The sequence below is a fragment of the Brevundimonas sp. genome (assembly GCF_036676055.1).
Taxonomy (GTDB): Bacteria; Pseudomonadota; Alphaproteobacteria; order Caulobacterales; family Caulobacteraceae; genus Brevundimonas.
In genome coordinates, this window is the sequence record NZ_JAKFDS010000022.1 from 1 (window position 1) to 15501 (window position 15501).

A 15501-nucleotide genomic window follows, 5' to 3' on the forward strand; every position below is an offset into this window, starting at 1 on the left:
CATCCCGAAGGTCGGCGACAACGTCGAAGTCTACCTCGAGCGCGTCGAGAACGCCCTGGGTGAAGCCGTCATCAGCCGCGACAAGGCTCGCCGCGAAGAAGCCTGGACCCGTCTGGAAGTCGTCTTCGCCGAAGGCCAGCCGGTCAACGGCGCCATCATCGGCCGGGTCAAGGGCGGCTTCACCGTCGACCTCGGCGGCGCCTCGGCCTTCCTGCCGGGCTCGCAGGTCGACATCCGCCCCGTGCGCGACGTCGCTCCGCTGATGGGCAAGGAACAGCCCTTCGCCATCCTGAAAATGGACCGTCCGCGCGGCAACATCGTCGTCTCGCGTCGCGCCATCCTCGAAGAAGCCCGCGCCGAGCAGCGCACCGAGCTGGTCGGCCAGCTGCAAGAGGGTGAAGTCCGCGAAGGCGTGGTCAAGAACATCACCGACTACGGCGCGTTCGTGGATCTGGGCGGCATCGACGGCCTGCTGCACGTCACCGACATGTCGTGGAAGCGCGTCTCGCACCCCTCGCAGGTCCTCGCCGTCGGCGACACCGTCAAGGTCCAGATCGTCAAGATCAACCCGGACACCCAGCGCATCAGCCTCGGCATGAAGCAGCTGCAGGCCGATCCGTGGGATGGCGTCGAAGCCAAATACCCGGTCGGCGCCAAGATGTCGGGCCGCATCACCAACATCACCGACTACGGCGCGTTCGTTGAGCTGGAAGCCGGCGTTGAAGGCCTGGTCCACGTCTCGGAAATGTCCTGGACCAAGAAGAACGTCCACCCCGGCAAGATCGTCTCGACCTCGCAGGAAGTCGACGTGGTCGTGCTGGACGTCGACGCCTCCAAGCGCCGCATCTCGCTGGGCCTGAAGCAGGCCCAGGACAATCCGTGGGACGCCTTCGTCGCCGCCAACCCGATCGGCTCGACCGTCGAGGGCGAGGTCAAGAACGCCACCGAGTTCGGCCTGTTCATCGGCCTCGACAACGACATCGACGGCATGGTCCACCTGTCGGACCTCGACTGGAACGTCTCGGGCGAGGAAGCCATCCAGCGCTACCGCAAGGGCGAAACCGTCAAGGCCAAGGTGCTGGACGTCGACGTCGAGAAGGAACGCGTCTCGCTGGGCATCAAGCAGCTCGGCGGCGATCCGATGGAAGGCGACACCTTCAAGAAGGGCCAGCAGGTCACCGTCACCGTGACGGCGGTCGAGACCGGCGGCATCGAGGTCAAGTTCGGTGAAGAGGACGCCCCGGCGACCGCCTTCATCCGCAAGTCCGACCTGTCGCGCGACCGCAACGAACAGCGCACCGAGCGTTTCGCCGTCGGCGATCGCGTCGACGCCATGGTCACCGGCATGGACAAGGCCTCGCGCCGCGTCTCGGTGTCGATCAAGGCGCTCGAAATGAAGGACGAGAAGGAAGCCGTCGAACAGTTCGGTTCGTCGGACTCCGGCGCCTCGCTGGGCGACATCCTCGGCGCCGCCCTGCGCGAAAAGGCCGGCTCCAAGGAGTAGGTCTCAAGCCGCAAGGTGAATGAGACGGGGCGGCCGGAGCGATCCGGCCGCCCCTTTTCGTATCGGTTGGCGCCACGGTAAACGTCCACTAACCGACATTTCCGGGAGTCGGGCCTTTTGCCATCGCGGTACGGAGGCTAAGGTAGGGATTGCATTCGGGTTTCGGATGCACCCGTATGGCTCTGGGAAGGGCTTTGGAGGGCGGGGGCCTGACATGATCAAATCCGAGCTGATCGAGAAGCTCGCGGCCGAGAACACCCACCTGACCCACGCGGAGGTGGAGCGGGTGGTCAACATCGTGCTCGGCCGCATGGTCGAGGCGCTGGGCGACGGCGGCCGGGTCGAACTGCGCGGTTTCGGCGCCTTTTCGGTGCGCAGCCGTCCGGCCCGCGCCGGTCGCAATCCGCGCACCGGCGAAACCGTGGACGTGCCGGCCAAGGCGGTGCCCTTCTTCAAGAGCGGCAAGGAACTGCGCGAACGGCTGAACGCGTCGGACGCCTGACCATGGGCCTCCTGACCGAGTTCAAGGAATTCGCGGCCAGGGGCAGCGTCGTCGACCTCGCCGTCGGCGTCATCATCGGCGCCTCCTTCGGCAAGATCGTCACCAGCCTGGTCGATCAGGTGATCATGCCCCCGGTCGGCCTGCTGCTCGGCAATGTCGATTTCTCGAAGCTGGAATGGGTGTTGAAGCCCGAGAACCCGGCCACCGAGGCGGTCGAAAAGGTCGCCATCGGCTACGGCGCCTTCATCAACACCCTGCTCCAGTTCCTGATCGTCGCCTTCGTGGTCTTCCTGCTGGTCAAGGGCATCAACCGCCTGCGCCGCCAGCAGGCCGCCGAACCGGAAGCGGCGCCGGCCGCCCCGACAGCCACCGAGGCCCTGCTGGCCGAGATCCGCGACGAGTTGAAGGCCCGGCGGTAGGGGGCTCTCCACCTCCGTCTCCCCCACCGTCGTCACCCGCGGGCTTGACCCGAGGGCCAGACCATCCGGTGCTCCGTCAACGAAGTGCGGCCGCCGGCCGCCGGGGCCGTCCCTGAAGCACAGCCAAGCCCAACCTCTGATCCTCGGGTCCAGCCCGAGGATGACGGGAGGGGCGGGCCCGGTGCTTCCTCTTGTCATCTTGGCGCATCAGGAATTTATTCCTCTTCCCTCTTGATCCTCTACTCTCCCCTCCCATGTCAGACCCGCTCGGCCTTGCGGCCCGGCGGGTCTTTGAAAATCTGGCGCAAGGCGTGGCGGCTCAGCGGCGCTTTCTGATGGGATGCTTGTATCGCCGCCAATCCGAACGGTTCGGACGGTTCGGACGGTGTTTTCGAATAACACCCGGATAAAAATCTCCTCCGGCGACGAATCCGATTCCCCGTTTGACTCCGTCCCTATACGGGAACAAACAATGAACATTCCTCTTGTGAATGATCATGACCCCCTCGCCCGCCCTGTCACAGGACCCGTTCCCGCAAGCGCCCGCCCCACTTGAGGAGGCCTGCGCGCCCCTGCCGCGCGACGTGGCCGCGGCCCTGTTGTTCGCCCTGTCGCGCCGGCGCCCGGATGACGCCCGGCCGGTGCTGATGACCGCGCCCAAGGCCTGGTTCGTCGAATACGGCCGGCCCTACGGTCCCGGCCTGGCGGGCGTCCCCCTGATCCTCGCCCCGGCCGCGACCCTGGCAGAGGCGCTGTGGGCGATGGAGCAGGGGCTGCGCTCGGGCGCGGTGGCTATGGGGCTGGGCGCGGTCGAGGGGGCGACGATGGCGCAAACCCGACGGCTCGATTTTGCGGCGAAACAGGGCGAGGCGACGGGGCTGATACTGTCGCGCGCCCAGACGGGGCTCAGCGCCGCCCGGCGCCGCTGGCGCATCTCGACCCGGCCCGGCGCCGTGGACCCCGAGGACGACCGGGCCCCGGGGCCGGCCCGCCTTCTGGCCGAACTGACACGCGGGCGCGGCGAACGGCCGGGCGCCTGGATGCTGGAGCAGGATGATGAGACGCATCGTCTCCGTCTGGCTGATCGACTGGCCGATTTCGGTCCGCCGTCGATCGCTGGAACGGGCGCGTCGTCCGGCCTCGCCGCCTGAGCCGGTCGACGACCCCCGCAACCCGTTCGCCCTGATCCTCAAGAACCACCGGGGCGCGGCGGTGATCCACGCCCTCAATCCGGCCGCCCGCCGGGCCGGGCTCCGGCGCGGCCAGACCCAGGCCGACGCCCGGGCCATGATCCCGTATCTGATCGGCCAGCCGGCCGATCCCGCCGCCGACGCCCGGGCCCTGACGGCGCTGGCGCAATGGGCCGAACGCTGGTCGCCCTCGGTCAGCGTCGATCCTTCGGAAGAGGGGCTGGAGGGCCTGTTTCTCGACGTCACCGGCGCCGCCCATCTGTTCGGCGGCGAGGCGGCCCTGCTGCGGCAGATCCGTGAGCGTCTGATGGAGGCGGGGGCCCCCGCCCGCGTCGCCCTCGGCCCCACCCCCGGCGCCGCCTGGGCCCTCGCCCGCTGGGGCGGGGACGGGGAGGAGAGCGGGGCGGGGCCGATCGCCACCGGGGACGATGTCCGCGACCGCCTCGCCCCCCTGCCGGTCGAGGCCCTGCGCATCCGGGACCGGACCCTTGCCCAGGCCCGCCGCTTCGGCCTGAAGCGGATCGGCGACCTCTATCCCATGCCCCGGGCCGGGTTGGCCCGCCGCTTCCGCAACGACGGCGGGGTCGCCCTGGTCCAGCGGCTGGATCAGGCCCTCGGCCACGTCGGCGAGGCCCTGACCCCGCTGCGCCCGCCGCCCCGCTACCGCGCGTGGGAGACGTGGATGGAGCCGGTCGGCGATCTGGAGGGGGTCGCGGCGCGGCTGCCCGAACTGGCCGCCGACCTCGCCGCCCCGCTGGAGCGCGACGGCCAGGGGGCCCGGGCCCTGACCCTGACCGGCTTCCGCTCGGACGGCCGGACCACCGCCCTGTCGGTCCGCATGGGCCAGCCGGGCCGGGATGTCGGGGTCTGGCTGCGGCTGTTCCGCGAGGCCGGTCTGGGCCGGCTGGAGCTGGGCTTCGGCCTCGACGCCCTGATGCTGACCGCCGACCTGGTCGAGCCTATGGCGGCCCGACAGGCGGCGCTGGAGAGCGAGGCCGAGGTCCGCCAGTCCGAGAGCCTCGCCGCCCTGATCGACCGGCTGACGGCGCGGCTGGGCGAGGACCGGGTGCTGACGCCGGAGGCCGAGGACAGCTGGATCCCCGAGCGCGCCGACCGTCTGCGTCCCGCCCTCGGCCGCCGCGTCGTCGCCGATCCGGGCGAGATGGGCCGCCGCCCGATCCTGCTGCTGGATCCGCCGGAGCCGATCCACGACCCGCTGTTCGACCTCCCCGACGGCGCTCCGGCCCGCTTCACCTGGCGCCGCGCCCCGCGCCGGGTGATCCGCGCCGAAGGTCCCGAACGTCTGGCTCCGGAATGGTGGCGCACCGCCCGCGCCCGCACCCGCGACTACTACTGCCTCGAGGACGCCGAGGGCGGCCGCTACTGGGTCTTCCGCGAGGGCCTCTACGGCCGCGACTACACCGGCGACCCGGCCCGGGCGGGGCAGGAGCGGGCCCCCAGCTGGTGGATGCACGGGGTTCTGGCGTGACCGGCTGGGACGGCGCCTACGCCGAGCTCGGGGCCATGAGCAATTTCAGCTTCCTCGAGGGGGCCTCCCACCCCGGCGAGCTGATGCTCCAGGCCAAGGCGCTGGGCCTGGCCGCCGTCGGCGTGGCCGACCGAAACACCCTGGCTGGCATCGTCCGGGCCCTGATGGGCGCCGAACAGGCCGACATCCGCCTGGTCATCGGCGCGAGGCTCGGGTTCACCGACGGGACCGAGCTGATCGTCTTCCCCCGCGACCGTGCCGCCTACGGCCGCCTCTGCCGCCTGCTGTCCCTGGGCAAGAGCGAGGTGGTGCCGCAACCGGGCGCCGACCCCGACGGGGAACGCATCGCCAAGGCCGAGACCCGCCTGACCTTCGACCAGGCGGTCACCCTCGGCGCCGGCATGATCGCCCTGGTCCCGGCGCCCCACAGCCCCGACGCCGCCTTCGAGGCCCGGCTGACAGCGTGGCGCCGCGCCTGGCCCGACACGGTGTACCTGGCCGCCTCGCCCCTGTGGCGCGGCGACGACCGCCGCCGCCTCAACCGGCTGGCCGCCATGGCCCGCCGCGCCGGCGCGCCGATGATCGCCACCAACGCCGTCCTCTACCACCACCCCGACCGCCGCCGGCTGCAGGACGTCCTGACCTGCATCCGCGAGGGGACCACCATCGACAAGGCCGGCCGCCGGCTGCAGGCCAACGCCGAGCGCGATCTGAAGCCGCCCGCCCGCATGGCGCGCCTGTTCCGCGGCCACGAGGCGGCGCTGTCGCGGACCATGGACGTCGTCCGGGCCTGCACTTTTTCGCTCCGGGAGCTCAGCTACCAGTATCCGGAAGAGCCCGTGCCGGCGGGCTATTCTCCGCAAGGATGGCTGGCCCGGCTGACGTTGAAGGGCGCGCGATCCCGCTGGCCTGCGGGCGTCCCGGCCCGCATCCGGGCGACGATCTACAAGGAGCTGAAACTGGTCCGGTCGCTGGGCTACGCGCCCTACTTCCTGACCGTCCACGATATCGTCGCCTGGGCCCGATCCCGCCCCGATCCCATCCTGTGCCAGGGTCGGGGCTCGGCCGCCAATTCCGTGATCTGCTTCTGTCTGAAGATCACCAATGTCGATCCCACGCAGCAGGATGTGCTGATCGAGCGCTTCATCTCGTCGGAACGCTCCGAGCCGCCCGACATCGACGTCGATTTCGAACACGAGCGGCGCGAGCAGGTGATGCAGTACGTCTACGACCGCTACGGCCGCGACCGCGCCGGCATCGTGGCGACCATCATCCACTACCGGCCCCGCTCGGCGATCCGCGACGTCGGCAAGGCGCTCGGGCTGACCGAGGATGTCACCGCCCGCATGGCCGACACCGTCTGGGGCTCGTGGGGCGAAGGGGTGAAGGTCGACCATGTCGACCGCACGGGTCTGAGCCGGGACGACGCCCGGATGCAGCTGGCGCTGGAGCTGACCGCCGAGCTGATCAAATTCCCGCGCCACCTGAGCCAGCACGTCGGCGGCTTCGTGCTCAGCCGGACGCCCTTGCTGGAGATCGTGCCGATCGGCAATGCGGCCATGGCCGACCGAACCTTCATCGAGTGGGACAAGGACGACATCGACTTCCTCAAGCTGATGAAGGTCGATGTCCTGGCCCTGGGCATGCTGACGGCGATGAAGCGGGCCTTTCGCATGATCGAAGCCGCCTACGGCCGCTCCCTGCCCGACACCGCCGCCGTGCCCAGGGAGCGCCCCGGCGTCTACCGCATGCTGTGCAAGGCGGATTCGCTGGGCGTCTTCCAGGTCGAGAGCCGGGCCCAGATGTCGATGCTGCCCCGCCTGCGGCCGGTCGAATTCTACGATCTGGTGGTGCAGGTGGCGATCGTCCGGCCGGGACCGATCCAGGGCAAGATGGTGCACCCTTACCTGCAACGGCGGCTGGAGCGGCGCGCTTATGAAAAGGACCATGGCGCAGGCAGCTATCGTTTCTCCATGCCGGGCTCGGCGAGCAATCCGGAGGAGTTGGCCGATGTGCTGCGCAAGACCATGGGCGTGCCTCTGTTCCAGGAACAGGCGATGAAGATCGCCATGGTGGCGGCGGAATTCACCGGCGATGAAGCCAACGGCCTGCGGCGGGCGATGGCGACCTTCCGCCACAACGGCAACATCGGCGACTATGAGACCCTGATGGTCGGGCGAATGATCGCGCGCGGCTATGACGCCGACTTCGCCCAGAACTGCTTCAACCAGATCAAGGGCTTCGGCGAATACGGCTTTCCCGAGAGCCACGCCTGTTCGTTCGCCCACCTGGTCTATGTCTCGGCCTGGGTGAAGTGGCTGTACCCCGATGTCTTTGCGGCCTGTCTGCTGAACAGCCAGCCGATGGGGTTTTACGCCCCCGCGCAGATCGTGCGGGATGCCCGGGAGCACGGGGTGGAGGTCCGGCATCCGGACGTCAACGCCAGCGACTGGGACGCCACGCTGGAGAAGCGGTCGCGCCGGCGCCGCCGCGCTCTGCGTCTGGGCCTTCGCGCCATCGACGGGTTCAAGCAATCCTGGGCCGAGACGATTTCGGAGGCGCGGGCGGGACGGCCGTTCGCCGATCTGGAGGATCTGCGGATGCGGGCGAGGCTGCCGCCGGCGGCGCTGGACCGGCTGGCGGAGGCGGACGCGCTGGGCTCGCTGGAGCTGACGCGGCGGCAGGGGTTGTGGGCGGCCCGGGGCGCAGCGCCGGCGGCGACCGCCCCGCTGTTCGAGGTCATGGGGCTGGAGGAGACCGACGGGCGGCCGCCGGAGGCCCTGCCGGCGCTGGCGCCGTCGGAGGAGGTGGTGGGCGACTACCAGACCATCCGGCTGTCGCTGAAAGGGCATCCGGTCAGCTTCCTGCGGGAGCGGCTCACTCGGGCCGGGGCCCTGGCGGCGAGCGATTATCCGGCGCGTCCCAACGGCCGAAGCGTCGCCGTGGGCGGGGTGGTGCTGGTGCGCCAGCGGCCCGGCACGGCCAAGGGCGTCTGCTTCATGACCGTGGAGGACGAGACCGGCGTGGCCAATCTGGTGCTGTGGCCCGATGTGTTCGAACGGTTGCGGCCGGTCGCGATGGGCGCCCGCATGGTGCTGGCCCGCGGCAAGGTGCAGACGGCCGAGGGGGTGACCCATCTGGTCGTGGAGCACCTCGAGGACTGGACCCCGATGCTGGGCGACCTGACCCCCGACGCGGCCCCGGGATCGGCCCACCAGCCGGCCCGGGGGCGGCATCCGCGGGAGGTGCGGGTGCTGCCGGGGTCGCGGGACTTCCACTAGCCTGGCTGACCCGCCAGCCCATCACCCCTGGCCTTTCCGGTGATGCCGCCACTTCCACACGCGGTAGCCCACGATGGGGGCGAAGCCGCCGACCAGGGCCGCGATCAGCACGGTCCAGAAGCCGCCGCCGAGGCCGTATTCCCCGACCGCCGCCCCGATCCCGGCCGCCAGCAGCGGGCCGAGCCAGGGCAGCCAGGACGGGGGCCTAGGCATCCACCTTGATGACGCCGCGCCGGATCTGGTCCAGCTCGATGGAGTCGAACAGGGCCTGGAAATTGCCCTCGCCGAAGGCCTGGTTGCCCTTACGCTGGATGATCTCGAAGAAGATCGGACCGAAGGTGTCCTGGGTGAAGATCTGCAGCAGCAGGCCGTCCTCGTCGGAGCCGTCGATCAGGATGCGGTTCAGCCGCATGCGGGCGACGTCCTCGCCATGGCCGGGCAGGCGTTTGTCGATCAGGTCGAAATAGGTCTCGATGGTGTCCTGGAAGGGGATGCCGCGCCGCTTCATCTCCTCGACGGTCTCGAAGATGTTGTCGGTGGCCAGGGCGATGTGCTGGATGCCCTCGCCGTTGTAGCGGCGCAGGAACTCCTCGATCTGGGAGTTGTCGTCCTGGCTCTCGTTCAGGGGAATGCGGATGGCGCGGTCGGGCGCGATCATCGCCTGGGACAGCAGGCCGGTCGCCTTGCCCTTGATGTTGAAATATTTCTGCTCCTCGAAGGCGAAGACGTCGCCGTAGAAGCCCGACCAGGTCCGCATCTGGCCGCGACGGACGTTGTGGGTCAGGTGGTCGAGGCTGAACAGGCCGACGGAGTTCTTGCGCTCGGCCTCCTCCCAGCCCTCGATCTCGTCCCAGCCGTCGTAGAGGGAGCCCTGCTCGCCGTACTGGTCGATGATGTAGAGCAGCGAGCCGCCGATGCCCTGCAGCACATAGGGATAGCCGCCGGCCAGGGCGCCGCCGTCGTGGCCCTCGGCCGGTTTGGCGCCGCGCGACACCGCCCCCTCGAAGGCCGCCTTCGCGTCGTGGACGCGGAAGGCCATGCCGTTGGCCGAGGGGCCGTGCTCGCCGGCGAAGTCGGCGGCCTGGCCCTTCGGCGACCGGTTGACTAGCAGGGTGATGTCGCCCTGCTTCAGCCGCACCACGTCATTGGCCGGGTTCACATGGGTGGGGGTGAAGCCCATCAGCTCGAGCCGGGCGACCATGGCCGCCGGATCCGGGCCGGTGAATTCGACGAATTCGAAGCCGTCCACGCCGAGCGGGTTTTCCTTGTCCAGCCGGGCTCCGGCTTCGGTTTGGGGCGCGTCGTGCATGGGGCGTCTCCTGATGGCTCGCGGCGGTCCGCCGTCGTTGCGGCGGAACCTAGTGGCGCGAGGCCGACAAGCCAAGGTTTGGCGCGGTCACATGCAGGGGAGGCGGGGGGAGAGGCCGTGACGCTGGCCGCCGGATTTCACCCGGATGAAACCCGGTCTAGACCGTCCGAACCGTCCGAACCGTTCGAACCGTCCGAACCGTCCGAACTGTTCGGAGTGTCGAGAGCGAGGGCGACGCGTTCGGCCGCCTGCCCGTCGGCCTGTTCGGCCCAGCCGGCGCGTTCGTGGCGCAGGGCCTCGTGTTGGGCCATGGCGCGGTCCAGCTCGGCTTCCTCCTGGTCCATGGCCCGCATCACCTGCCGCCAGCGCAGGGCCGCCGTTGCGTCCCCGCGCATGACGGCGCGCATCATGCGGCGATAGGCGACGAAGGACAGTTCGCACAGGTCGACCTTGTCGAGATCGCCGCCGACGCGGTCCTCCAGCTTCAGACCCTCGTCCTCGGGGTCGAGGGCGTTGGGCGGCGGAGCCCAGGGCTGGTCGATCCGGCGCCAGCCCTCGCGCGCGGCCCGGGCGCGCAGGGCGCTGAGCCCGACGCCGTGGCGGCGGCAGGCGTCGGTCGCCGACATGCCGCCCAGATAGTCGTCGCGGACCCTTAGCCAGACCCCGTCGGGGGCGTTGAAATGACCGCCGTCGAAGGGGCGGGGGTCGCGGGTCGGTGTTCCATCGGGCATGGGCGTGGCTTCCTCGTTTTCGCGGAGGAAAGTATGCGCCCGCTGTTTTCTCAGGCGGGAAGACAGGGTCGAGAAACGGCCGGGGCGTTGAAGGGGCGGGGGAAATTCGGCTGTGTCCGACTATAATTCCGCGGATCGCCAGCACAGCGTCAGGGGGCGTTCCCCTGCTTTCGTCATCCTCCGGCGAACCCCGCGAAAGCGGGGGGAGACCGGGGGACCCAGCGGCGCGCGCGAGCGCGACCCTGTCGGGAGCGCCACTGTTCCCAACAGCCTGCCTGAACAGATCGCCTTCGGCGCCGCTGGGTCCCCCGGTCTGCGCGGCTGCGCCGCTTGCCGGAGGATGACGATAGCGGTGGGGATTTACCGGAACACGCAGTTCACCCCGGCCCACATCGTCGTCACCACGGCGTCGTCGCCCGTGCCCGAGAGCGTGCCGTAGATCTCGCCGGCGGAGAATTCGGGGCCGAGCGAGTCCTCGCGCACCACGACGTCGGGGTGGGCGGCGCGGAGGTCGGCGAGGGTGGAGCCGATGTGGATGCCAGACAGGGTGGCGAAGCCGTGCGGGGCGCCCTCGGCGGCGGTCCAGCCGGCGAACTTGCCTTCGGAGAAGGCCAGCTGGAAACCGTCGCCCCAGTCGGCGAAGGCCAGCGGCCCGGCCGGGCATTCGGCGTTGGCGGCGCGCCGCGGCGGCTGGTCGCCGCGCAGGCGGGTGATGAAGGCGACGACGTCGGTCTCGGGCTCGCCGAAGCTGAGCTTGCGGCCCGTGCCGTGGCCGCCCGGGTTGGCGGGCATGAAGCCGTCGGCCTCCAGCAGGGCCTCGCCGGGCTGGGTCGGGGCCGGGCGCGCCGGGGCGGCCGCGTCCGAGGCCGGCGCGTCGGCGGGCGGCGGGGCCTCGGGCGAGCAGGCGGCGACGAGCAGGGCGAAGGCGGAGAGCGGCAGGACGTGTTTCATACGGTCAAGCTAACGCGGGTTTGCGACCGGTGGAAGACGGGAACGGCGGGCGGGGGCGTAGAGGCGATGGAGCCCTTCTCCCCTTGAGGGAGAAGGTGGCCCGGAGGGCCGGATGAGGGGTGAAACACATTCGTTTCAAGGAAGACCCGTCCTTGTCGAAAGCTTGTCGCCGAGTCCGCACCGGCGGGGGGAAGGCCCCTAGGCTGGGCGTCTCATCAGCGGGAGGCGGACATGGCGCGTGGGGCGATCATCGGGGCGGCGGCGTGCGGCCTGGTCTGGGCGGCCGCGGGCGGGGCGGCGGCGCAGGAGCTGCAGGCGGGCCAGATGATGACCCAGGCCGAAGCGGACCGGCTGGAGGCGCTGCAGGCCGATCTGGACCGCGAGGAAGCCGAGGACGCGGATACGGCGCGGCGCGACGAGGAACGCCGCCGCCGTGAGCGCGAGGCATTGGAAGAAGAGCTGCTGGCCGATCTGGTGGACGACCGGACCGAGGAGGAGCGCCTCGAGGCCGAGCGGCTGGCGGCCTGCCGCGCCGAACTGCTGGCGACGAAGAAGCTGATGATCGACCAGATCACGCAGCAATACGCCCTGATGGAGCGGCAGCTGCGCGCCGGCGGCGGCCCCAATATCGAGGAAGCCATCGCCGGCCTGCTGCGCGGCCGCGACCAGGCCATCGAGGCGATGACCTCGGGCGAGTGTTCCTGAAGCGAGGGCGGCACAGCGAATCCTTCTCCCCTCGAGGGAGAAGGTGGCCCGGAGGGCCGGATGAGGGGGCTGTTTCGGCTCGCACGCTGCGGGAAGATCGGCGGCTGCCCGGATGCATGGGTGTCTCACCCCTCATCCGCCCCCTCCGGGGGCACCCCTCGTCGGGTCGCATGCGACCCTCCTCGACCCTCAAGGGGAGAAGGGACATATGAGGTAGCCACCGGAGACCCCGCCATGCCCCGCACCCTGCACATCGACTTCGTCTCGGACATCGTCTGCCCCTGGTGCGTGGTCGGCCTGGGCGGGCTGACGGAGGCGCTGGAGCGGCTGAAGGGGGAGGGGATAGAGGCGGAGATCCGCTTCCAGCCGTTTGAGCTGAACCCGCAGATGCCGCCCGAGGGCGAGAACATCGTCGACCACATCGGCCGCAAATACGGCTCGACGCCGGAGCAGTCGGCGGCCAACCGGGCCATGATCACGCAGCGGGCGGCCGAGGCCTGGCCGGGCTTCGAGATGCGGATGGGCGAGGAGAGCCGCATCTGGAACACCTTCGACGCCCACCGGCTGCTGCACTGGGCGGGCGAGACGGTGAGGCTGGAGGCGCAGAAGGCGCTGAAGACGGCGCTGTTCCGGGCCCACTTCACCGAGGGGCGGGTGATGACGGACGCCGGGGTGCTGGCCGATGCGGCGGCGGCGGCGGGGCTGGATCGCGCCGAGGCCGAGGCGGTGCTGGCGGAGGGGCGCTATGCGGCCGAGGTGCGGGCGGCGGAGGCGCTGTGGGTCTCGCGCGGGATCAACGGCGTGCCGGCGGTGGTGGTGGAGGGGAAGTGGCTGATCTCGGGCGGGCAACCGGCAGGGGTGTTCGAGGAGGCGTTGCGGGGGATGGCCGCCGAATCCTAGCTTGCCCCTTGAGGGGGGGCAGGCAGTGCCGGCACGGTGGCTGACACTCTAGCCTGGCCATCTCAATACTGCCCACTGCGCCAGTTGTTCAGACCGCTTGGAAAGCAACGCTGGCGTCCAAGCGTCATACTCGGCGGCAAAATTCCTTGTAGTCTTGAACATAGAGTCCGCCTTAAAGCGCTCGCGCTTCTTGTCATACGGCCGATTCGACAACTCCCTGTTCATGTCAGGGGCCAAGGGCAAGAGATTTGCGAGCAAGTGAAGCATTTCACGATGCTGGGTGTCTGTGAACTCCAACTTCCAGCTATCTGATAGCGTTTGAGGCAGGATGTGCTCGATCCATGGAACGTTAGTGGGAGCGTCGCCGCCCAGCGACAGATCGAACTCTCGCATAATGAAGGGCAGGATCGTGGCCTCGTACATCGGCCGGGACTTGATGCCGTCAATTACTTGGTCGTCAGTTGGCCATGAGACCGTCGTGCGAGAGCGGATGAGGCTCTTCACTTTGGCTGGAGATATGTCTCCGGCGCAATCCATCCAGAGTCTCTTGAATACGGCGTGCAGGCCGGTCGGCTCAATGCCGCTTAGCGCTCTACGGACCAGGAAATTCTCGATTAAACCGGCGACCGCAATCGCCGCAGCGGGCGACACGGTGCCTGTTCGTGTCTCCTCCGAGAGCTGCATGATGAATGGGTAAGTCGAGTTGGGAGCCCTCAGAGAGGAGAGGCGCTTGAAGGCGGCGGCGACATCCTTCGGGTGGCCTTGAGAGTTCGCGCCGGTAACGATGTCCAGAAACGCGTTCTGGTAACGCCGAAGATCCTCGATGACCAAAGACGGCTCATCGAGCTTCTGCCATCTTTCCTTCAGTTGGCCATACGTCGTCGATTTCGTGAGATTTGGATTATGGATCAGTCCGAACGGAAAGAAATAGCTTTCGAAGTGGTTTCTGCTTTCGTGGACAAATTGTTGGTAGAATGGCTGCCATTGATCCCGGTCAATAAGTTCGATCTCTGATGGATTGCTACCGGCAACCCGAGAGAAAATATCGTTCCTCACAAGATCGCCGATTGTCATCGGTTCTTGCTTGGAGTTTAGGCTATCGAATATCTTTGGCCCATTGGTGGGGTCCCAAACATCAATCTGAACTACGCTCATCTTTTCTAACATCGCCACATAGACGTCGCGAACCCGGTCTGTTCCCCCTTCCTTTGCCTGATTGTCCATGAAGCGCAGGGCGGATCGATAGTTGCGCAGGAGAGTGCCGGACGGATTTCCCGTATTGGGAAGCGGTCGAGGCTTGAAATTCGAGCCAAGCTTTTCAAGGAAAGCGAGGTCGCTTATCAAATCTGACATCACAACATTCATTTGGCCTCTATCTTCGCCGCAAGAATGCAGTTTAATATTTGATATCAGGCTCGTTGAACGGCCTAACACCAGATATTTCTGAAACAAGGATGCGGCTTCATCTCTAAGTCCATTCTTGCATAGGCACTTAACGGCAGCGCAGATGTACAGAAATATAGTCGTGAGCCGCTGTTGCCCGTCTATGAGCTCATAGTTTGTGGGTTCTGATGGGTTCGATCTCCGGCCATGCATAATGATCGCTCCCATGAAGTGGGAGTCAACGGAGCCGTCCACGACAGCTTTTATATCTTCTTCCAATTTCTGAAGGCGATCAGCCTTCCACTTGTAAGGTCGTTGGAAATACGGAATTTCATAAACCAAGTCCCCGGACAGGAGCCCGGCGATCTCGGATTCATCAGAGCTGTTTGTGAGTTTCGACCTGGAAGCCATGGACCTCCCCCCAAGGATTAGTAGATCACGCTAAAGGGGGTCAGTGCGCCATTCAATCGACTTCCCGTGGCGCGGCTATCGCAGGGCAAACACTACCCCCGGTGCCCCCCCCCTCTCCACCACCCGGTCCGAGGCGCCCGGGCGGTCCCCCTTCCCCATCGCGAGCCGCGATGGGGAGGAGACGCGAGGGGTCAGACCTTCACTTCGATGGCCCCGCCCCCGGCCCTGAACTTCGCGCTCATCTCCGCCATGCCGGCCTCCGCCTCGCCCAGCGATCCCCCCGCGTCGTTCTGGGCCTGGGCGTCCCTGCGGATGTCCTGGCTGATCTTCATCGAGCAGAATTTCGGGCCGCACATGCTGCAGAAATGGGCGGTCTTGTGGGCCTCTTTCGGCAGGGTGGCGTCGTGGTATTTGCGGGCCGTTTCGGGGTCGAGGCCGAGGTTGAACTGGTCTTCCCAGCGGAACTCGAACCGGGCGCGGCTGAGGGCGTCGTCGTGCAGGCGCGCGGCCGGGTGGCCCTTGGCCAGGTCGGCGGCGTGGGCGGCGATCTTGTAGGTGATGACGCCGTCCTTGACGTCCTGACGGTCGGGCAGGCCGAGGTGCTCCTTGGGCGTGACGTAGCAGAGCATGGCCGTGCCGAACCAGCCGATCATGGCCGCGCCGATGGCGCTGGTGATGTGGTCGTAGCCGGGGGCGATGTCGGTGGTCAGCGGCCCGAGCGTGTAG

General features: G+C 68.2%; 14 protein-coding genes. 8 read left to right on the top strand and 6 right to left on the bottom strand.

The genetic code is table 11. The annotated features are described in order from the left end of the window. The 6 genes from rpsA to V6M45_RS04365 all read left to right on the top strand — a co-directional run. Nucleotides 1–1504, top strand: a 1504-nt coding sequence (gene rpsA / locus V6M45_RS04340) for a 30S ribosomal protein S1 (protein ID WP_332654265.1), incomplete at its 5' end; no start/stop codon positions are given. Between the two features lie 214 nt (nucleotides 1505–1718). Continuing rightward, nucleotides 1719–2006 (top strand): integration host factor subunit beta, encoded by a 288-nt coding sequence (locus V6M45_RS04345; RefSeq protein ID WP_331030139.1) that lies wholly within the window; start codon nucleotides 1719–1721, stop codon nucleotides 2004–2006. Nucleotides 2007–2008: 2 nt separating this feature from the next. Next, entirely contained in the window at nucleotides 2009–2425 is a 417-nt protein-coding gene (gene mscL, locus V6M45_RS04350; protein ID WP_332654318.1) for a large-conductance mechanosensitive channel protein MscL, read from the top strand. 491 nt (nucleotides 2426–2916) lie between these two features. Then, nucleotides 2917–3576 carry a hypothetical protein gene (locus V6M45_RS04355; protein ID WP_332654319.1) on the top strand — a complete coding sequence of 220 codons (660 nt, stop codon included), beginning with the start codon at nucleotides 2917–2919 and terminating at the stop codon, nucleotides 3574–3576. Beyond that, nucleotides 3482–5104, top strand: coding sequence for a Y-family DNA polymerase (locus V6M45_RS04360; RefSeq protein WP_332654320.1), 1623 nt, complete (start codon nucleotides 3482–3484; stop codon nucleotides 5102–5104). The genes V6M45_RS04355 and V6M45_RS04360 overlap by 95 nt, the downstream gene beginning before the upstream one ends. Beyond that, on the top strand, nucleotides 5101–8385 hold the full coding sequence (locus V6M45_RS04365) for an error-prone DNA polymerase (RefSeq protein ID WP_332654321.1): 3285 nt from the start codon (nucleotides 5101–5103) through the stop codon (nucleotides 8383–8385). Before V6M45_RS04360 ends, V6M45_RS04365 begins: the two co-directional genes overlap by 4 nt. 21 nt (nucleotides 8386–8406) lie before the next feature. Here the strand turns inward: V6M45_RS04365 and V6M45_RS04370 are convergent, their stop codons facing one another. The 4 genes from V6M45_RS04370 to V6M45_RS04385 all read right to left on the bottom strand — a co-directional run bounded on the left by V6M45_RS04370 (nucleotide 8407) and on the right by V6M45_RS04385 (nucleotide 11376). Continuing rightward, nucleotides 8407–8598 carry a hypothetical protein gene (locus V6M45_RS04370; protein WP_332654322.1) on the bottom strand — a complete coding sequence of 64 codons (192 nt, stop codon included), beginning with the start codon at nucleotides 8596–8598 and terminating at the stop codon, nucleotides 8407–8409. Further along, nucleotides 8591–9694, bottom strand: a complete 1104-nt coding sequence (gene hppD, locus V6M45_RS04375; RefSeq protein WP_332654327.1) for a 4-hydroxyphenylpyruvate dioxygenase — start codon at nucleotides 9692–9694, stop codon at nucleotides 8591–8593. Before hppD ends, V6M45_RS04370 begins: the two co-directional genes overlap by 8 nt. 137 nt (nucleotides 9695–9831) lie before the next feature. Then, nucleotides 9832–10425: a hypothetical protein gene (locus tag V6M45_RS04380; RefSeq protein WP_332654329.1), complete on the bottom strand. Its 594-nt coding sequence runs from the start codon at nucleotides 10423–10425 to the stop codon at nucleotides 9832–9834. A gap of 360 nt (nucleotides 10426–10785) precedes the next feature. Next, a complete protein-coding gene (locus tag V6M45_RS04385; protein ID WP_332654331.1) occupies nucleotides 10786–11376 on the bottom strand; it encodes a hypothetical protein in 591 nt (196 codons plus the stop codon). 231 nt (nucleotides 11377–11607) lie between these two features. On the opposite strand from V6M45_RS04385, the gene V6M45_RS04390 reads away from it, so the two are divergent. Together V6M45_RS04390 and V6M45_RS04395 are read left to right on the top strand one after the other, a co-directional pair. Continuing rightward, nucleotides 11608–12081: a hypothetical protein gene (locus tag V6M45_RS04390; RefSeq protein ID WP_332654332.1), complete on the top strand. Its 474-nt coding sequence runs from the start codon at nucleotides 11608–11610 to the stop codon at nucleotides 12079–12081. A gap of 234 nt (nucleotides 12082–12315) precedes the next feature. Continuing rightward, on the top strand, nucleotides 12316–12981 hold the full coding sequence (locus V6M45_RS04395) for a DsbA family oxidoreductase (RefSeq protein WP_332654333.1): 666 nt from the start codon (nucleotides 12316–12318) through the stop codon (nucleotides 12979–12981). Between the two features lie 48 nt (nucleotides 12982–13029). Here the strand turns inward: V6M45_RS04395 and V6M45_RS04400 are convergent, their stop codons facing one another. Together V6M45_RS04400 and V6M45_RS04405 are read right to left on the bottom strand one after the other, a co-directional pair. Continuing rightward, nucleotides 13030–14775: a DUF262 domain-containing protein gene (locus V6M45_RS04400; protein ID WP_332654335.1), complete on the bottom strand. Its 1746-nt coding sequence runs from the start codon at nucleotides 14773–14775 to the stop codon at nucleotides 13030–13032. A gap of 191 nt (nucleotides 14776–14966) precedes the next feature. After that, nucleotides 14967–15501: phosphomethylpyrimidine synthase ThiC (locus V6M45_RS04405; RefSeq protein WP_332654337.1), on the bottom strand; the 535-nt coding region annotated here is incomplete at its 5' end.

Excerpts from the sequence above, each read along its gene's own strand:
- V6M45_RS04345 (WP_331030139.1), top strand. The coding sequence starts at position 1,719 with ATGATCAAATCCGAGCTGATCGAGAAGCTCGCGGCCGAGAACACCCAC.
- mscL (WP_332654318.1), top strand. The coding sequence starts at position 2,009 with ATGGGCCTCCTGACCGAGTTCAAGGAATTCGCGGCCAGGGGCAGCGTC.
- V6M45_RS04355 (WP_332654319.1), top strand. The coding sequence starts at position 2,917 with ATGATCATGACCCCCTCGCCCGCCCTGTCACAGGACCCGTTCCCGCAA.
- V6M45_RS04360 (WP_332654320.1), top strand. The coding sequence starts at position 3,482 with ATGAGACGCATCGTCTCCGTCTGGCTGATCGACTGGCCGATTTCGGTC.
- V6M45_RS04370 (WP_332654322.1), bottom strand. The coding sequence starts at position 8,598 with ATGCCTAGGCCCCCGTCCTGGCTGCCCTGGCTCGGCCCGCTGCTGGCG.
- hppD (WP_332654327.1), bottom strand. The coding sequence starts at position 9,694 with ATGCACGACGCGCCCCAAACCGAAGCCGGAGCCCGGCTGGACAAGGAA.
- V6M45_RS04380 (WP_332654329.1), bottom strand. The coding sequence starts at position 10,425 with ATGCCCGATGGAACACCGACCCGCGACCCCCGCCCCTTCGACGGCGGT.
- V6M45_RS04385 (WP_332654331.1), bottom strand. The coding sequence starts at position 11,376 with ATGAAACACGTCCTGCCGCTCTCCGCCTTCGCCCTGCTCGTCGCCGCC.
- V6M45_RS04390 (WP_332654332.1), top strand. The coding sequence starts at position 11,608 with ATGGCGCGTGGGGCGATCATCGGGGCGGCGGCGTGCGGCCTGGTCTGG.
- V6M45_RS04395 (WP_332654333.1), top strand. The coding sequence starts at position 12,316 with ATGCCCCGCACCCTGCACATCGACTTCGTCTCGGACATCGTCTGCCCC.
- V6M45_RS04400 (WP_332654335.1), bottom strand. The coding sequence starts at position 14,775 with ATGGCTTCCAGGTCGAAACTCACAAACAGCTCTGATGAATCCGAGATC.